We start from the raw sequence: 17,260 nt of genomic DNA on the forward strand, positions 1-17,260 counted from the left end.
GGGGTGTCTTTTTTTGGGGGGGGTATGGCCTCATTCGTGGGGAATCGGGCGGAAGCTCCCCTCCCGTATCACCCGCAGCAGACAGTCGGCAAAGGCCGAGGCCGCCCGCTTCCGGTAGCTCCCTTGCGGCCAGAAGAGGTAGCCCGGCGAGGTGAGCGGTTCGGCACAAAGGATGGGAATCTGCACCAGGTCGGGCTCGTTGGCCACCGCTGCCTGGGTGAGTATGGTGCCCCAGTAGCCGCCCCGCAGCAGATGCAGAATGGTGTGCACGTCGTTCATCTCTATGCCCACGGCCAGCGACAGCCGGTATTTGCGGCGCAGCTCCTCGATCTTCTTGCGGGTGGCAAAGCCCCGCTCGGGAAGGATGAGCGGCGTTTCGGCGAGGCGTTTCAGCGTGATCGACGAGAGCGAGGCCAGTCGGTGCGAGTGGTGCACCACAAAGTAGAGCTCCGACAGGAAGAGCGGCACCGTCTCCAGGTCGTTGCTCATGGCCTGGGGTTTGAACGAGAGCAGCAAGTCCAGCTCATGGCTGTCGAGCAGTTGCAGCAACTCCTCCGAAGTGCCTTGAGTAACGTGTATCCTTATCTCGGGATAGCTTTGAGTAAACTGTTCCAGTGCCGGGATCATGAGCGAGATCATGCTGTAGGTTACCCCCACGTGCAACTGCCCGGTGCGTATGCCCTTCAGATCGCGTATCATCTGCTTGCCGTCGGTCGCATCCTGTATCGTCTTTTGAGCATAGGGCAGAAACGCCATACCCGCCTCGGTGGGGATGATGCGTTTGCCTATGCGGTCAAAGAGAAGCACCCCCAGCTCCTCCTCCAGCTGCTTGATTTGTTGCGACAGCGTACTCTGCGAGATATTCAGCACCCGCGCCGCCTCCGAGAAGTTGCGCAGTTCGCAAGCCGCCTTAAAGTAGTTCAGTTGACGCAGTTCCATCTCCTTAATCGGTTTTATCGATAGATGTTATTGAAAAAATCTGTTTTGCAAATATAGACAAATATTTTTCGTTGCATTAGATTTGTTCCAAATTTATAGGGCGGATAAAGTAGGGGAGGGGCGGCACGGCCCTTTCCCGGCTGCGCAGAAATCGGGGGGGCAGAGCAACCACCTCTCCATACCGGGACATCGACAGCCAGCCGCTCATACACACATTGGTTATACAATTTAAATTAAAAACATCATCACTCATGAAAAAAATCTTTTTTATGGCCTGCCTGGGACTGTCGTTACTGGTATCGGCCTGCACGCAAAAGAAAGCGGTGTCGCAGGCACCCGTAGTCGTTCAAGAAGGAATCCGTTTCTGCGAAAGCACCTATCCCTACGACGGCGGCCTGCTCATCGCCAACTTCGGTACTGAACAGCTCAATCCCCTCAATACCGAGGGCAAAGGCTACATCCTCCACTACAAGGATGGGAAGACCTCGACCTTCATCCCCGCCGACGGCAACCTCTCGGCCCCCAAGGGCATGTATGTCGGCAAGGGCCATCTCTTCGTGTGCGATGTAAACAAAGTCGTAGTCTATGATCTGGCCCGGCGCGAGGCCCAGCCCCGCATCCTCTCGTTGCCCGAGGGATGCCTCTTTGTCAACGACCTGGCCGCCGTAGGCGACACCCTCTACGCCTCGGTAACCAATGCCGACAAGATTTTCAAGATCGATATCAGCGACATGGCCAATATCGGCGCTCCCGTCGAGTGGCTCACCGTGCCCGGTCCCAACGGATTGCTCGCCGACGGAGAGTCGCTCTACATCGCCTCCTATCCCGCCGACGGCAATACCCGCCCCGAGCACACCATCTATCGCGTGGCCAATGTCGCTGCTCCCGCCCTGGAGAAGGTCATCGATGCCCCGGGACAATACGACGGCATCGCCTTCTCGGCCGACAGCACCGCCCTCTACATCACCAATTGGGCTCCGGCCGGGTTGAGCCGTATCGACCTGAATACCGGAACGGTTACCCCGGTATCGGTCGAGTTGGAACAACCGCTGGTCGGCCCTGCCGATATCTCCGTGGCCGACGGTCACATCTATATCCCCGACTTGCCCAACAGCCGGGTGGTGGTAGTGGCCGAGTGAAACGGCTCCTTCCGGCCACCCGAGCGACAGGCCGGCTCAAAAACACCCCAGGCGAAGGGAAAGCCCTTCGCCTGGGGTGTTCTGTCTCACGGCATACCGCTGTTCCGTCATTCCGCGCCACTGGGCCCCGCCGTCCCGTCATTCCGCGCTTCCTCGTCATACCGCGCTCCGACGCGGTGCTTCCCGGTCATTCCGCACTTGATGCGGAATCCAGGAATATCGGGTAAAGGCCCTATCCATAAGAGGCCCCACACTGGACCCCGCATCGGGGTGCGGGGTGACTCACGCACTGGACCCGGGTATAAAAGAATCGGGGGGTGTGCTTGTGCACAACCCCCCGGTGTGTAAATGGGGTATTGTTTCGCCCTACCTCCTGGAGTGGGATCAGAACTCGGAGGTGAAGTGGAATTTGATCTTGGGGAAGTCGTTCTGCGCCATTTGCAGCACATAGCTCGAGTCGGCCATAAAGACATCGCGGCCCTCTCGATCGACACTCATGAACTGGTGCTTGCGCTTTTTGAAGGCCTCGAGGGCCTCGGGGTCGTCGCTCTCGATCCAGCAGGCCTTGTAGAGGCTGATGGGTTCCCAGCGGCATTGGGCGCCATACTCGTGCAGCAGTCGGTACTGGATGACCTCGAATTGCAGCTGGCCCACGGTGCCGATGATCTTGCGGCCGTTGAACTGGCTGATGAAGAGCTGGGCCACGCCCTCGTCCATGAGTTGGTCGATGCCCTTGTTGAGCTGTTTCGACTTCATGGGGTCGTCGTTTTCGATATACTTGAACATCTCGGGCGAGAAGCTGGGCAGCCCCTTGAAGTGGAGCTCTTCGCCGCAGGTGAGCGTGTCGCCAATCTTGAAGTTGCCGGTATCGGGCAGACCCACGATATCGCCGGGGTAGGCCTCATCGACCACCGATTTCTTTTGGGCCATGAAGGCGGTGGGGCTCGAGAAGCGCATCATTTTGTTGTTGCGCACGTGCTTGTAGTTGGCATTACGCTCAAACTTGCCCGAGCATACCTTGACGAAGGCGATGCAGCTGCGGTGGTTGGGGTCCATGTTGGCGTGAATCTTGAATACGAAACCGGTGAAGTTCTCCTCCTCGGGACGCACTAGTCGCTCCACGGCCTGGACGGGGCGGGGCGAGGGGGCTATCTTGACGAAACAGTCGAGCAGCTCTTTCACACCAAACATGTTGAGGGCCGACCCGAAGAATACGGGGGCCGTGCGGGCGGCCAGATAGTCCTCGACGTTGAACTCGGGATAGACCCCCTCGATGAGCTCGAGGTCGGCGCGCAGTTTCTCGGCATCCTGTTCGCCGATGTAGGCTTCGAGTTCGGGGCTGTTCACGTCGTCGAGCTCGATGCGCTCCGTCACCACCTGCTTGTTGGGGGTGAAGAGGTTGAGGTTTTGCTCATAGATGTTGTAAACCCCTTTGAACTTCTGGCCTATGTTGATGGGCCAACTGAGCGGGCGCACGTTGATTTTCAGCTCCGACTCCAACTCGTCGAGGATGTCGAAGGGGTCGCGCCCCTCGCGGTCGAGCTTGTTGACAAAGACAATCACCGGCGTGTTGCGCATGCGGCACACCTCCATGAGCTTGCGGGTCTGGGTCTCTACACCTTTGGCCACATCGACTACGATGATGACGCTATCGACCGCCGTAAGGGTGCGGTAGGTATCCTCGGCAAAATCCTGGTGACCCGGGGTGTCGAGAATATTGATTTTGTAGTCGCCGTAGTTGAAGCCCATGACCGAGGTGGCTACCGAGATACCGCGTTGTTTCTCAATCTCCATCCAGTCGGATGTGGCTGTCTTTTTGATTTTATTCGATTTCACCGCCCCGGCAATGTGTATGGCGCCTCCGAAGAGAAGCAGCTTCTCGGTAAGAGTGGTCTTACCGGCATCGGGGTGGCTGATGATGGCAAATGTTCTGCGTTTACTGATTTCGTCTGTAAGTGTACTCACGATGTCAATGGGTTTCTTGTAAAATTTCGATGCAATGCGACAGGCTTTCGTACCAGTGGGGAATGGTGATGCCGTAGGTCTGTTTTATTTTGCTCTTGTCGAGCACGCTGTAGAAGGGACGGTGTGCCCGGCTGGGATATTCGTCGCTGCGGATGGGGTTCACTCGGCAGGAGATGCGGGCCAGTCGATGGATGGCAACCGTGAAGTCGTACCAGCTGCAGGCCCCTTCGTCGGAGAAGTGATAGATGCCCGGCACGAAGGTCTCGGCCGTGAGCACGGCGAGGATGGCGCGGGCCAGGTCGGCGGCGCAGGTGGGGGTACCTATCTGGTCGGCAACGACCGACAGCTCGTCGCGCTCGGTGCCCAGCCGCATCATGGTCTTCACGAAGTTGTTGCCGTAGGGCGAGTAGAGCCAGGCGGTGCGGATGATGACACTTTGCGGGCAGAGGCTTTGCAGGGCCTGTTCGCCCTCGAGCTTGGTCGATCCGTAAACCGACTGGGGCTCGGGAGTCATATCCTCGGTATAGGGGCGGTATCCCCGTCCGTTGAACACATAGTCGGTCGAGACGTGTATCATGCGGGCTCCGCACGAGGCGGCTGCCCGGGCCAGATTCTCAACGGCCCCGGCGTTGATCTTGCGGCACAGCTCCACGTTGTCTTCGGCTTTGTCCACCTGGGTATAGGCGGCACAGTTCACGATATAGTCCACCCGGTTCTCGGCCACGGCACGATTCACTGCGTCGGCATCGCAGATGTCGAGTTCGGCAACGTCGGTAAAGATACATTCAAAGCGGCTGTCGCCCTCCAGAATGTTACGCATCTCGTGGCCCAGTTGGCCGTTTGCGCCGGTGATAAGTATTTTCTTAGACATGGTTCTATATGTTTTTTATTCGTTTTCGAGTTTCAGTTCGCCCGCCTTGTCCTGCTTGTACTTCTCGGCCAGGAGCGAGAGGAACGACGATATTTGCTGGATGGCCTTCAGGGTATCGGGCTTGATCTCCTTTTTTTGCAGGCGCAACAACAGTACGCCGTAGAGGGCATTGAAGCAGGTCTCCAGTTCGCCCGCCTTTTCGTCGCCCGCCTTGGCCCGCAGCTCCACGATATAGGGCAGGGTCTTGAAAAATGCCGCGCCGTAGAACGGCTCGCGGGTCGATTTGAGCAGCCGCAGGTGCAGGTCGGTGAGGTCGATGAGCACGTTTTTGTTCAGTTGCAGGTGACCCTTCTGTTCCACCCCCTCGGCATGCATCATGTCGATGAGCGACTCGTACCACTCGCGCATTGCCTTCTTCTGCTCAGGCGAGATATCGTAGGGGTCGATAATCTGTTGCTGTATGCGGTCTATGTCCAGCCCGTAGGCCCGTATGAGGTCCTCGATTTGCCACATGTAAAGCAGGTATTCGGCGATATTCTCTTTTTTCTTTTGGCTGGCGATAATCATGTTGTTGCTTCCTTTCCTTGACGGTTGACCCTTCGGGAGCGTCGGCTCGCAGAACATAGCCGGGAGATGCCGTCCCCGAAATCGACCGCAAAGTTAATACAAATCGTTCGCTGTCGCAATGTTACCCGGCAAAAATAACAGCTGCCCGGTTGCCGGGGCAGAGCCGTTGCGGGACCGGCGAAAAAAAGAAAACCGCCGTTGAACAAAAATGGACAGCGGCGGTTTTTGATTATTGACGAATAAGTTTTGTCAAATGTTCTGGATTCGGGTTCTTGGCGATGATAACACCCTCGGGCGAAATCAGATAACTGGCGAATCCTTTGTTCAGACGGTAATCGGCGAATATCTCGGACCGTGAGCCGTCCTTGTCATAGAATTGGGTAGCGGCATCCAGTCCGTCTCGTTTGATAGTCTCTTCAAAGACTTTGCGGTTGGTATCGAACGATACCGATACGAGACTGATGTTTTCGAGTTCGTTCTTGTCGATCTCCCGGGCATATCGTATGTTCTCCATACGCGAGGGGGCATCGTAGCCAGCCCAGAAGTTCAACAGTACGTAGCGGCCTTTCAGCGACTCGAGCGAAACGCTATCTACAGCATTTTGCACGCTCAATTGCGGTGCTTGCTCTCCCTCTTTCAAACCTTTTTTTACCGGGTTGAAGGCCGACGAAAACAATAAAATCAGTGCCAGCATACCAATAACTGACTTTGTTTTCTTCATACTGAAGTGTTATGGTTCATACTAAATCTGACGTTGGGGCGTCACACCGAAACGGCAGACCCCGCTGATTTTCAGCGGTTAGTTCCTCTTGCGCGGGACGCTTCCTTTGCTACCGGGAACCCATAAATTCGACGGCAAAGTTGAGTGTTTTTAGGGAATTAACCAAATATATTTCTGTATTTAACATTGTGTAATTTATAATCGATTGATATACAGGATAATCTTTAAATGTTAATGCCAGAATCTCTCGCTTTTGCCCGAGTCTTGTAGGTGCCTGTTTTTGAGAAATGGGTTCGTGGAAGTTTTTGCTTGTGAACGGGGCCGGCCAGTGGAGGCTGTCGTCTCGGTTTCGAGGAGGGGCAAAGATGGCTCTTGGTTGCAAAGTAAGAAGGCAAATGCTTTGTTTCTGCCACCGATTGCATTATCTTTGTGGCTCTGATTGATGGCAGACGGCGCAGCCCGTGCAGGGTGTATGACTCTTGCCGGGCGGGGCTGGTTTGCGAGATTCGATAGATTCAATAACAACATGAAACCGAAGACCGAAATTATTCTTATCAACATATCGGGTGCCGATAAACCAGGTGTAACCACGGCGTTGACCGAGGTATTGGCGCGTTACGATGCCTTTATCCTGGATATCGGCCAGGCCGACATTCACCACACACTCTCGCTGGGTATTCTCTTCAAGACCGATGAAACCAAGTCGGGCGAGATTCTCAAAGACCTTTTGTTCAAGGCCTATGAGCTCGATGTGAATATCCGTTTCTCGCCCATTAGCGAAGAGGAATACAACAGTTGGGTAGGACTGCAGGGTAAGAACCGTTACATCATTACAATTTTGGGGCGTTGCATTACGGCCCGTCAGATAGGCGAGGTGACCCGTATCGTGGCCGAGCAGGGGCTTAATATCGATGCCATACAACGGCTCACGGGGCGTATCCCGCTCGACGAGAATGTGCGGCCGCCCAAGTCGTGTATCGAGCTTTCGGTGCGGGGTACTCCCAAGGACAAGGTGGCCATGCAGTCGTCGTTCATGCAACTCTCTTCCCAGTTGGGTATCGATATTTCGTTGCAGGAAGATAGCATCTACCGCCGTTGTCGCCGCCTGATCTGTTTCGATATGGATTCGACCCTCATCGAGACCGAGGTAATCGACGAGCTGGCCATGCGGGCCGGTGTAGGCGACGAGGTGAAAGCCATTACCGAGTCGGCCATGCGGGGTGAGATTGACTTCTGCGAGAGCTTTGCCCGTCGGGTGAGCCTGCTGAAGGGGCTGGACGAGTCGGTGATGAAAGAGATTGCCGAGTCGCTGCCGGTGACCGAGGGGGTCGATCGCCTCATGCAGGTGCTCAAGCGGGCCGGTTTCAAGATTGCCATCCTCTCGGGTGGATTTACCTATTTCGGCAACTATCTGAAACAGCGTTACGGCATCGATTATGTCTATGCCAACGAACTGGAGATTGTCGATGGAAAACTTACCGGTCGCTATGTGGGCGATATTGTCGATGGTCGGCGCAAGGCCGAGTTGCTGAAACTCATCGCCCAGGTCGAGAATGTGGATATAGCCCAGACCATTGCCGTGGGCGACGGCGCCAACGACCTGCCCATGCTCAGTGCCGCCGGGTTGGGCATAGCCTATCACGCCAAACCCAAGGTGAAAGAGAATGCCAGCCAGTCGATCTCGACCATCGGACTCGACGGTGTGCTCTACTTTATCGGATTCAAAGATTCGTTTATCTCTGAAACAAAATAACTTATAGTATTGTCGCATCCCTCTGAACTTGTTGCGATTGTTATGAAACGAATTTGGATGCTGCTGTTGGTCTCGTTGTGTGTCTGGACGCATTTGCCGGCCCAGACCGTGGGCTTGGTATTGAGCGGTGGCGGGGCCAAAGGTATAGCGCATATTGGCATCATCAAGGCACTTGAGGAGAACAATGTGCCCATAGATTATGTGGCCGGCACTTCGATGGGCGCTATCGTGGGGGCCTGGTATGCCATGGGATATACCCCCGACGAAATGCTTGATTTGATTCTCTCCGACGACTTCAGCCTGTGGTCACGGGGCATCTTCGACGAGCGGTATGTCTATTACTTCAAGAAACCCGATCCCTCGCCCGAGATTGTTTCGTTCAACGTGGCCCTGCAAGACTCTTCCAAGTTCGAGCCCCACTTTCTGCCCAACAGCCTCATCAATCCCTTCCCCATGAACTATGCGTTCATGAGTCTGTTTGCACCCTATTCGGCCCAGTGCGAGGGCGATTTTGACAAACTGTTCATCCCCTTCAGAGCCGTGGCCTCCGATGTCTATCACAAGCGCGAGGTGGTGTTGCGCGACGGCGATTTGGGCGATGCCGTGCGGGCGTCGATGAGTTTCCCCTTCGTGTTCAAGCCTATCGAAATCGACAGCGTGCTGGTTTACGACGGGGGCATCTACAACAATTTCCCGGTCGATGTGATGAAATCGGACTTCAACCCCGACATTATCATCGGGAGTATCGTAGCCGCCAAAATCGATAAGCCCAAGGAAGACGACCTCATCAACCAGATTGAGAACATGGTCATGCAAAAGAGCGACTATACCCTCGATCCAGAGGATGGAATCTTGATGCGCTTCAACCTGAGTGACGTGGGGCTGCTCGACTTCCCCAAGGCCCGGCAGATTGCCAAGATAGGCTATGACTATGCCATGGAGCTGATGGACTCGATCAAGAGCCGCATTCCCAGGGAGCTGTCGCAAGAGACCCGCCAGTTGCAGCGCATGGTGTTCAAGAGCCAGACTCCCGATCTGGTTTTTAACAGCGTTTCGGTCGAGGGGGGAAACCATCAGCAGCAGGAGTATATCAAGCGGCAATTCGATTCCGACGAGACCTTTACCGACGAGGATGCCAAGGCGGCCTACTACAAGACCATCTCCGACGGGAAGATATCCGACCTCATTCCCCATGCCCGCTACGACAAGGCTACCGGCATGTTCAACCTCGACATCAAAGCCAAGGTGCACGACCAGCTGGCTGTGGGTATGGGTGGCTTTATCTCATCGACCAGTTCAAACCAGATATGCATAGGGGCACACTACCGCACCGTGAGCCTCAACTCGCTCGACCTCGACCTCACCGGGCAAATAGGACAGTCCTACACCTCGGGCATATTTTCGGCGCGGTTCGACCTGAAGACCGCTATTCCCATGTATCTCAAGATGCAGGCAGTCGCTTCGAAACAGAAATTTTATCAAAACGAGACTCTCTTCTACTCCGACCGCATGCCCTCGTTCATCACCCAGTCCGAGCAGTATGTCAAGTTCAGGCTGGGGTTGCCGTTCCTCACCAGTTCGAAAGCCGTCGTGTCGGTTGGCTACGGGTCGATGACCGACAAGTATTATCAGTCCAACACGGTCGATTTCTCGTCCAATGAGCAGGATCGCAGCCGCTACAACCTGTTTATGGCCTCGATGAAGTTCGACCGCAACAACCTCAACAGCTATATGTACCCCACCGCCGGTACCGATTGTTCGGTATTGGGGCTGCTCGCCTACGGCAAGGAGCGTTTCTCTCCCTACGATACCTCTTTGCAAACGGGTCGGACACAGACTCTCTCGTGGCTGCAACTTGAGGGGAACATCCACACCTATATTCCCTTTGGCAACAAGTTCGTGTTGGGCCTCCGCGGCAAGGCTGTCGTCTCGAGCAAAGGGTTACTCAGCAACTACACCTCCACCCTGGCACAGGCTCCGGCATTTACCCCCACGCCTCATAGCCAAACCATCTTCAACCCGGCCTTCCGCTCCACGCAATATCTGGCTGCCGGGGTGATTCCTATCTGGAAAATCCTGAACAACCTGCAATTCCGAAACGAGTTCTACCTCTTCGCCCCCTTCAGGCAGATTTACGAAGGACCCAACTATGAGCCCTATTATGGAAAGGCCTTTACCAAATATCACTTCATGGGCGAGAGTTCGGTGGTGCTCAACCTCTCGTTTGCTTCGATAAGTCTGTATGCCAATTACTACGATTACCCCGCCCGCAACTGGAATTTTGGCATAAACATAGGTTTGTTGGTATTCAGTCCCAGGTTCCTCGAGTAAAAAAAATCTGAGTCTATGCATTTGAAAATAGGAGCGATAGCCATTTCTGTAAAAAAAGACGATAAAAAAACTCACAAAAAAGATACACACGAATAAAATAATTCCTATCTTTGCATCCGCAAACGGCTCCGTAGCTTAACTGAATAGAGCATCTGACTACGGATCAGAAGGTTACAGGTTTGAATCCTGTCGGAGTCACTCAATGCACAGTCGTCCAGGCGAGGACGGCCGATATGAAAAAACAAAATATGGATTGGCTCCGTAGCTTAACTGAATAGAGCATCTGACTACGGATCAGAAGGTTACAGGTTTGAATCCTGTCGGAGTCACCAAAAGAGATAGCCACTCAATCGAGTGGCTATCTCTTTTTTTATACGTGTGTGGGGGGAGGGGCTCAATGTAAAAATCGGCTCAACGTAAAAAACTGAGGGATTCGTTAGATTGAACATAAATTTTGTAGGTTAGGTCAAGAACCCGGCTGTCGAGAAGGAGGGTTGGTAGTTGTCGTTTCCCCAGGAGGGTAGAATCGAGAAAAATGCGGCCAAAAGCAGCAGAAGGGCAGTGCGTTTGAGGTTGTGTTTCATGGTCGTAATAAAAGGGTGGAATTGCCAGAACGACTAACCGTGAGTGGAGCATACTGGCTGTCCCGTTTGTTGAACGTCCAAAAATACATAGAAAGATTGTGGTATGAAACGAATGGACTGCTATTTTTAAGGAGAAAACAAATTTTGGCCGGTTTATATGCGAAGTGGGGAGGGATATTTTTATAATCGATGTGCTATCTTTGCTGTTACATAGTTGAAGCGATGAGAGTAAAAATCGAGGAGAGTTGGCGCCGACGGTTGCAGGATGAGTTTGACAAACCCTATTTCGAGCGTTTGGTTGCCTTCGTGCGGAGCGAGTACGCCCGGGCTCAGGTATTGCCGCCGGGGCATGAGATTTTCCAGGTGTTCAATACCTGTCCGTTCGAGGCGGTGAAGGTGGTCATTCTGGGGCAGGACCCCTATCCCAATCCGGGGCAATATTACGGAGTCTGTTTTTCGGTGCCCGAGGGGGTAGCCATTCCCGGTTCGCTGTATAATATTTTTCGGGAGATTGAGAGTGATTTGGGCAAGCCTGTTCCGTCGTCGGGCAATCTCGACCGCTGGGTGCGGCAGGGAGTATTCCCCATGAACTCGGTACTCACCGTGCGGGCCCACGAGACCGGTTCGCATCGCAACAGGGGGTGGGAGACCTTTACCGATGCCGTTATCGGCAAGTTGAGTGCCGAGCGCGAAAATCTCGTCTTTATGTTGTGGGGGAGCTATGCCCGGGCAAAAGCGTCGCTTATCGATACCCGCAAACATCTGGTGCTTACGGCGGCACATCCGTCGCCCCGCTCGGCCGACCATGGTTTTTTCGGCTGTCGCCACTTCAGTCGGGCCAACGCTTTTTTGCAAAGCCGGGGCATGACGCCCATCGACTGGTGAGGTCGTAGGTCTCATCTCCTTCCTCTCCTCTTTCCCTATTCCCGTTTCGGCCCATGAGGTTCGCTTGGTGTATGAACAAAAGGGGTGGCCCGTTTGTATATTTCCTGTGGTGGCTTGCGGTTTGGTCGTGAGCTCCTCATAGGGAATCGACGAGCTATGAAGCGATTGTATTTACTGATTGTGTGTTGTGTGTGTATGGTGGTTTGTGCCTGGGGGGCACAGACTTATGCCGTGAAGGGTAGGGTAGTCTCGCAGGCTACCGGCGAGGGTATCCCCTTTGTGAGTGTAGCTGTCTGGAACTCTTCGCGGGGAACGACTACCGATTCTTTGGGCAATTACCGCATGGGCAATTTGCCGCCGGGAGCCTACCGGGTGCAGGTCTCGTCGGTAGGATACAAGACCTACGTGTCGCCCGAGTTTCGTATTACCTCCTATGACTATACGCTCGATATCGCTCTCGACGAGTCGCAGGTGTCGCTTGGCGAGGTGAGTGTCGTGGCGGCCCCGTTCCGCAGCTCGGTCGAGAGCCCCATTGCCCGTCGGGTCATCGGGGTGCAGGAGATTGAGAAGAGTCCGGGGGCCAATCGCGACATTTCGAAGGTGGTCAATGCTTTTCCCGGGGTGGCTACCGTCGCGGGTGGCGGCTATCGCAACGACCTGATGATACGGGGTGGTGGCCCTGCCGAGAATAAGTTCTACCTCGACGGGGTGGAGATTCCCAACATCAACCACTTCAGCACGCAGGGGGCCTCGGGCGGTCCGGTAGGAATTATCGATGCCGACCTCATCCGCGAGGTCGATTTCTATACGGGTGCCTTTCCGGTGAGCCGGGGCAATGCGTTGAGCTCGGTTTTCGATTTCAAACTTCTCGACGGCACTCCCGACCGTTATACCTTCAAGGGCACTGTGGGAGCCTCGGAGCTGGCGTTGGGTTCCAAGGGGCATATCGGCAGCCGCACCACCTATGTGGTGTCGGTGCGGCAATCCTATCTGCAACTGCTCTTTTCGTTGCTCGATATGCCGTTTCTGCCCCAATATACCGATGCCCAGTTCAAGATAAAGACCCGTTTCTCGCCGGCGCACGAACTCACCGTGCTGGGGCTGGGCGCCATCGACGACATGAAACTCAATACCGAGACCGACCCTGCCGACGAGTCGAAACAGTATCTGCTCAACTACCTGCCTACTATCAAGCAGAATACCTATACGTTGGGGACCGTTTACCGGCACTATGCCGGCAATCACACCCAGACGGTGGTTCTGAGCCGCAGCTACATGAGCAACAGCAACGTGAAATATCGTGACAACGACGAGTCGGCGGCCGAGAACCTGACGCTGCGTCTCAAATCGACCGAGACCGAAAATCACCTGCGTTTTGAAAACCGATCGTTGCTGGGAGCTTTTGACATCACGGCCGGACTCAATCTCGATTATGCCGTCTATACCAACCGCACCTTCCAGCGGGCATTTACCCGGGAGCCTCGCGAGATACGCTATTCGACCGATTTGGGCCTGTTCCGATGGGGCCTCTTTGCCACGGCGGGATATAAGTCGCCCAACGAGCGGTTCACCGCTTCGTTGGGCTTCCGCCTCGATGGTTGCGACTACTCCTGGCGCACCGACAATCTGTGGGACCAGTTTTCGCCCCGGCTCTCGCTCTCCTACAACGTGGTGGGCAACCTCTATCTGAACGGGAGCATAGGCCGTTATTACCAGCTGCCCGCCTACACGACAATGGGGTATCAGGAAGACGGCGTGCTTGTGAATCGCCCGCGTCTTTCATACATCCGTTCCGACCAGGCGGTAGCCGGGGTGGAGTACTACATCAATCGCTGGGCCCGGCTCACGGTCGAGGGCTTTTACAAGAGCTATGCCCACTCGCCGCTCTCGCTCACCGACAGTATCCCGCTGGCCTGTAAGGGTACCGACTACGGGGTGTCGGGCAACGAGGCTGCCGCTTCGACGGCCTGGGGGCGGGCCTATGGTGTTGAGGTGATGCTTCGCTGGATGGGAATGGGGCGTTTCACGGCACTGGCCTCTTATACCTGGTATCGCAGCCAGTTCAAGAATCCGGTTACCGGTCGTTACCTCCCCTCGGCTTGGGACTACCGCCATCTCTTCACCCTGTCGGGTACCTACAAGTTGCCCAAGAACTGGGATATTGGCATGAAGGTGAGGCTGATGGGCGGGGCTCCCTACACGCCTTACGACGAATACATCTCGTCGCTTGTGCCGGCCTGGGATGCCACGGCACGGCCCTACTACGACTACGGCCGGTACAATACGGGGCGTCTCAAGACCTTTTACGAAATCGACTTGCGAGTCGATAAGTCGTTCTATTTCAAAGGGGTGATGTTGGGTTTCTATGTCGATTTACAGAATCTGCTGAATTTCAAGTACGACAACCAGCCGCTGCTCATCAGCACGGGCGAAACCTATGTCGATGAGGCCGGTGTGGAGCGTTACCGCATGAAATACATAGCCCAGCAGAGCGGGGTAATTCTGCCTACCTTGGGAATAACGGTCGAGTTTTAGACTCTTCTCATGCCGGTTTGCGGGGATGCTTTACCCGGCGGTTCTTGTAAATCGTGCCCAGTATTTTCTCGTCGAACGAGGTGCCGGCATACTGCATGAAGCGCACCCGTATGGGCAGGTAATAGAGCCTTTGTGCTACCGCGTCGTCGAGCGAAGCCGACCGCAACCGGGCCGCATCTTTTTCGGTCGTGATGAGGTAGTTTGTTTCGCCCTTCAGAGTCTGGAACCGACGGGCGATTTCGCGCAGGTCGTTGTCGGTAAAGTGGTGATGGTCGGGGTATTGCAATTCCTCCTGCGGGGTGCAGAACCGGGCGAGGTACTGCTGCATGGGGCGGGGATTGGCGATACCTGTGAGGGTCATCACTCCCGCTTGGGCAGGCAACTCGTTCAAATCGAGTTCGCGGGGAGTGCACTTCTCGGGAAATACCGCCTGCAACTTGCCATAGTCGAGGGTGGTGAAGTAGAGGTGCTGGTAGGGGAAGAGGTGCAGCCAGCGCGAGATAATGTTGTATTCGATGGGTTTCATGTCGGCCGGGCATTTGGTCACGATCACGATGTCGGCACGCGACAGTTCGTGACGCGACTCCCGCAGGCGGCCGGCCGGCAACAGCTTGTCGAGGTGCAGGGCCCGGTTGTAGTCGGTGAGTACGATCGAGGTCAGAGGCGATACATAGCGATGCTGAAAGGCATCGTCGAGCAGCACGACGTCGAGGTCGGGCAGCAGCTCTTTCAACCGCTTGATACCCCGGCGGCGGTTGGCATCGACAGCTACGGCTATGTCGGGGAATTTCCGTTTGATCTGGTAAGGCTCGTCGCCTATGTCGCGGGCCGTCGATGAAGCGTCGGCCAGGACGAATCCCCGGCTCTTGCGCTTGTATCCCCGGCTGAGTACGGCCACCCGGTATTTGTGCTGCAGCAACTCGATTAAATACTCGATATGGGGAGTCTTGCCGGTACCGCCCACTGCCAGGTTCCCCACCGATATGACAGGAATGTCGAACTCTTCGGCCGGGAGTATGCCCCAGTCGAAGAGTTTGTTCCTGATTCCCGTCCCGAGGCCGTAGAGCCAGCTGAGCGGGATGAGCCAACGGTTTATCTTAATCGATTTGCCGTACATGTGAAATCGGGTGTTAATAGAGTTCTATATCCTCCATGCGATATTGTATGGGGTCCATCTCTTTGCACTGCTCGATGGCTTGCAGGTATTTGTAGTTCTCGCCCAGATACGCAGCGGCGATGCGGGCCCGCACGTTTGTGTTCAGTGTCGAGAGCAGTTGTTCCATGGCCGTTTTCTGTTTGGGGTAGTCGAGTGTCTTGTAGTTCTCGAGGTTGGCCTTTTGGGCAGCCCAGGCGATGGCGGCATCGAGGTCGCCCAGTTCATCGACCAGACCTATCTTGAGGGCCGTTTGTCCATCCCATACGCGCCCTTCGGCAATCTTCTTGATGGCTTCGAGACTCATGCCACGGCCCTCGGCGCAACGGGTTGTGAAGAGTTCGTATCCCCGCTCGATATAGTGTTGCATCTGGTTGCGTTCGTCGGGGGTCATGGCGCGGTTGAAGCTCCCGAAGTTACCGTAGCGGTTGGTCTGCACCCCGTCGAAGGTGACACCCAGTTTGCCCGTTACCAGCCCTTCGAAGTTGGGAATCATGCCATAGATGCCAATCGAGCCGGTGAGTGTTGTGGGGTTGGCAAAGATGCGGTCGGCGTTGCACGAGATGTAGTATCCGCCCGAAGCGGCTACGTCGCCCATCGATACCACTACCGGTTTGCCGGCAGCCTTGATAGCCTCGATGGCGGCCCATACCTGCTCCGAACCGTAGGCGCTTCCACCCGGTGAGTTCACCCGCAGAACCACGGCTTTTATATCGTCGTCTTTCTCAATCTCGGTGAGGTCTTCGACCAGCTCGGCCGTTTGGATGCCCGAGGTTTTGTCGAGGTCTATGCCCCCTTCGGCATACACAACGGCAATGGCCTCTTTGGCCTTGTTTTTGGATTGCTTGATGGAAGCCACGTCGTTGGCCGAGGCGAAGATGAGGTCGTCGTCGGGGTCAATGCCGGCTTTGGCTTTGAGGAACTGATCCATCTGCGGACGGTACATGAGGCTATCGACCAGCCCTTTGGCTACCAAGTCCTTGGCATCGACGGTAATCAGCAGGGTGTCGGCCAGGCTGTTCAGTTGCTCTACGGTGAGGTTGCGGTCTTTCGACAGTTGCTCCAGCAGGTGATTCCAGATAGGCGTCATGTAGGCCATGGTCTGCTCGCGGTTGGCGTCGCTCATCTGCGTGTTGATATAGGGCTCGACGGCCGATTTGTAGGTGCCCACCTTGAGGACCTGCATTTCGATACCCAGCTTGTCGTAGAGTCCCTTCATGAACATTATCTGGCTGGCCAGACCTCTGAAGTCGATGGCCCCCACGGGGTTGAGCATCACGCTGTCGGCGGCGGCACTCAGCAAATACTCGCGTTGCGTGTAGGTGTCGGCATAGGCATAGACAAACTTACCGCTCTCTTTGAAGTCGAGCAGAGCCCGGTGTATGCGGTCGAGCGTGGCGATACCCATGTTCATGCCACCGGCATCGATATAGATACCGGCAATGTTTTTGTTCTCCTTGGCCGTTTCGATGGCTTTGATTATGTTGTTGAGCCCGTCGCTCTTTTGCGAGTTCCCCAGCAGAAATCCCACGACATCTTCCTGGCTGCGCTCGGTCACGGTGCCCAGGTCGAGTTTCAGTATGGTGTGAGGTTGCGGGGTATATGTGGTCTCGGTCGAGGCTACTATGCCGGCCAGGACTATGATCGAGAGGAACGACAGAACCACGCCGGCAATAAATACGCCCAATACACAGGCGAATGTCGTGATGAAAAATTTTTTCATTGTTTTATCTCTTTGTTTAATGGTTTTTGTTTCATTCGGTTTGACAAAGATAAACTCTTTTTCCAAAGAAAAAGCTCATGAGTCGTTTATCTTC

At 55.1% G+C, this 17,260-nt stretch carries 13 protein-coding genes and 2 tRNA genes; 7 read left to right on the forward strand and 8 right to left on the reverse strand.

Annotation, left to right across the window (positions count from 1 at the left end):
• Window positions 1-30 precede the first annotated feature (30 nt).
• The gene (locus B5G10_RS03730; RefSeq protein ID WP_087423414.1) at window positions 31-939 is read right to left on the reverse strand and encodes a LysR substrate-binding domain-containing protein; all 909 of its coding nucleotides are present in this window, start codon (window positions 937-939) and stop codon (window positions 31-33) included.
• A gap of 251 nt (window positions 940-1,190) precedes the next feature.
• On the opposite strand from B5G10_RS03730, the gene B5G10_RS03735 reads away from it, so the two are divergent.
• Window positions 1,191-2,078, forward strand: coding sequence for a hypothetical protein (locus tag B5G10_RS03735; RefSeq protein ID WP_087423415.1), 888 nt, complete (start codon window positions 1,191-1,193; stop codon window positions 2,076-2,078).
• Between the two features lie 384 nt (window positions 2,079-2,462).
• Here B5G10_RS03735 and B5G10_RS03740 read toward each other — a convergent pair whose 3' ends face one another.
• From B5G10_RS03740 to B5G10_RS03755, 4 genes are all read right to left on the reverse strand, one after another.
• The gene (locus B5G10_RS03740; RefSeq protein ID WP_087423416.1) at window positions 2,463-4,043 is read right to left on the reverse strand and encodes a peptide chain release factor 3; all 1,581 of its coding nucleotides are present in this window, start codon (window positions 4,041-4,043) and stop codon (window positions 2,463-2,465) included.
• Window positions 4,044-4,047: 4 nt separating this feature from the next.
• Entirely contained in the window at window positions 4,048-4,914 is an 867-nt protein-coding gene (gene rfbD / locus B5G10_RS03745) for a dTDP-4-dehydrorhamnose reductase (RefSeq protein ID WP_087423417.1), read from the reverse strand.
• Between the two features lie 15 nt (window positions 4,915-4,929).
• The gene (locus B5G10_RS03750; protein ID WP_087423418.1) at window positions 4,930-5,481 is read right to left on the reverse strand and encodes a DUF4924 family protein; all 552 of its coding nucleotides are present in this window, start codon (window positions 5,479-5,481) and stop codon (window positions 4,930-4,932) included.
• A 229-nt stretch (window positions 5,482-5,710) separates the two neighbouring features.
• On the reverse strand, window positions 5,711-6,202 hold the full coding sequence (locus B5G10_RS03755) for a TlpA disulfide reductase family protein (protein WP_087423419.1): 492 nt from the start codon (window positions 6,200-6,202) through the stop codon (window positions 5,711-5,713).
• Between the two features lie 526 nt (window positions 6,203-6,728).
• Here B5G10_RS03755 and serB point away from each other — a divergent pair.
• From serB to B5G10_RS03780, 4 genes are all read left to right on the forward strand, one after another.
• Window positions 6,729-7,955 carry a phosphoserine phosphatase SerB gene (serB, locus tag B5G10_RS03765; protein WP_087423421.1) on the forward strand — a complete coding sequence of 409 codons (1,227 nt, stop codon included), beginning with the start codon at window positions 6,729-6,731 and terminating at the stop codon, window positions 7,953-7,955.
• A gap of 42 nt (window positions 7,956-7,997) precedes the next feature.
• A complete protein-coding gene (locus B5G10_RS03770) occupies window positions 7,998-10,286 on the forward strand; it encodes a patatin-like phospholipase family protein (protein WP_087423497.1) in 2,289 nt (762 codons plus the stop codon).
• Between the two features lie 124 nt (window positions 10,287-10,410).
• A tRNA-Arg gene (locus tag B5G10_RS03775) sits at window positions 10,411-10,484 on the forward strand.
• 57 nt (window positions 10,485-10,541) lie between these two features.
• Window positions 10,542-10,618: transfer RNA gene (locus B5G10_RS03780), tRNA-Arg, on the forward strand.
• A gap of 129 nt (window positions 10,619-10,747) precedes the next feature.
• On the opposite strand, the gene B5G10_RS12895 is transcribed toward B5G10_RS03780, so the two are convergent.
• A complete protein-coding gene (locus tag B5G10_RS12895) occupies window positions 10,748-10,870 on the reverse strand; it encodes a hypothetical protein (protein ID WP_255375257.1) in 123 nt (40 codons plus the stop codon).
• Between the two features lie 222 nt (window positions 10,871-11,092).
• On the opposite strand from B5G10_RS12895, the gene ung reads away from it, so the two are divergent.
• Window positions 11,093-11,755, forward strand: a complete 663-nt coding sequence (gene ung, locus B5G10_RS03785) for a uracil-DNA glycosylase (RefSeq protein WP_087423422.1) — start codon at window positions 11,093-11,095, stop codon at window positions 11,753-11,755.
• Between the two features lie 156 nt (window positions 11,756-11,911).
• Window positions 11,912-14,290, forward strand: a complete 2,379-nt coding sequence (locus B5G10_RS03790; RefSeq protein ID WP_087423423.1) for a TonB-dependent receptor — start codon at window positions 11,912-11,914, stop codon at window positions 14,288-14,290.
• Between the two features lie 7 nt (window positions 14,291-14,297).
• Here B5G10_RS03790 and lpxK read toward each other — a convergent pair whose 3' ends face one another.
• The gene (lpxK, locus tag B5G10_RS03795) at window positions 14,298-15,407 is read right to left on the reverse strand and encodes a tetraacyldisaccharide 4'-kinase (RefSeq protein WP_087423424.1); all 1,110 of its coding nucleotides are present in this window, start codon (window positions 15,405-15,407) and stop codon (window positions 14,298-14,300) included.
• A gap of 13 nt (window positions 15,408-15,420) precedes the next feature.
• Window positions 15,421-17,166: a signal peptide peptidase SppA gene (gene sppA, locus B5G10_RS03800; RefSeq protein WP_087423425.1), complete on the reverse strand. Its 1,746-nt coding sequence runs from the start codon at window positions 17,164-17,166 to the stop codon at window positions 15,421-15,423.
• Between the last annotated feature and the right edge of the window lie 94 nt (window positions 17,167-17,260).

The sequence above is a fragment of the Barnesiella sp. An55 genome (genome assembly GCF_002161555.1).
Taxonomy (GTDB): domain Bacteria; phylum Bacteroidota; class Bacteroidia; order Bacteroidales; family Barnesiellaceae; genus Barnesiella; species Barnesiella merdipullorum.

Excerpts from the sequence above, each read along its gene's own strand:
- B5G10_RS03790 (WP_087423423.1), top strand. The coding sequence starts at position 11,912 with ATGAAGCGATTGTATTTACTGATTGTGTGTTGTGTGTGTATGGTGGTT.
- sppA (WP_087423425.1), bottom strand. The coding sequence starts at position 17,166 with ATGAAAAAATTTTTCATCACGACATTCGCCTGTGTATTGGGCGTATTT.
- ung (WP_087423422.1), top strand. The coding sequence starts at position 11,093 with ATGAGAGTAAAAATCGAGGAGAGTTGGCGCCGACGGTTGCAGGATGAG.
- B5G10_RS03755 (WP_087423419.1), bottom strand. The coding sequence starts at position 6,202 with ATGAAGAAAACAAAGTCAGTTATTGGTATGCTGGCACTGATTTTATTG.
- serB (WP_087423421.1), top strand. The coding sequence starts at position 6,729 with ATGAAACCGAAGACCGAAATTATTCTTATCAACATATCGGGTGCCGAT.
- B5G10_RS03735 (WP_087423415.1), top strand. The coding sequence starts at position 1,191 with ATGAAAAAAATCTTTTTTATGGCCTGCCTGGGACTGTCGTTACTGGTA.
- lpxK (WP_087423424.1), bottom strand. The coding sequence starts at position 15,407 with ATGTACGGCAAATCGATTAAGATAAACCGTTGGCTCATCCCGCTCAGC.
- rfbD (WP_087423417.1), bottom strand. The coding sequence starts at position 4,914 with ATGTCTAAGAAAATACTTATCACCGGCGCAAACGGCCAACTGGGCCAC.
- B5G10_RS03770 (WP_087423497.1), top strand. The coding sequence starts at position 7,998 with ATGAAACGAATTTGGATGCTGCTGTTGGTCTCGTTGTGTGTCTGGACG.
- B5G10_RS12895 (WP_255375257.1), bottom strand. The coding sequence starts at position 10,870 with ATGAAACACAACCTCAAACGCACTGCCCTTCTGCTGCTTTTGGCCGCA.
- B5G10_RS03730 (WP_087423414.1), bottom strand. The coding sequence starts at position 939 with ATGGAACTGCGTCAACTGAACTACTTTAAGGCGGCTTGCGAACTGCGC.
- B5G10_RS03750 (WP_087423418.1), bottom strand. The coding sequence starts at position 5,481 with ATGATTATCGCCAGCCAAAAGAAAAAAGAGAATATCGCCGAATACCTG.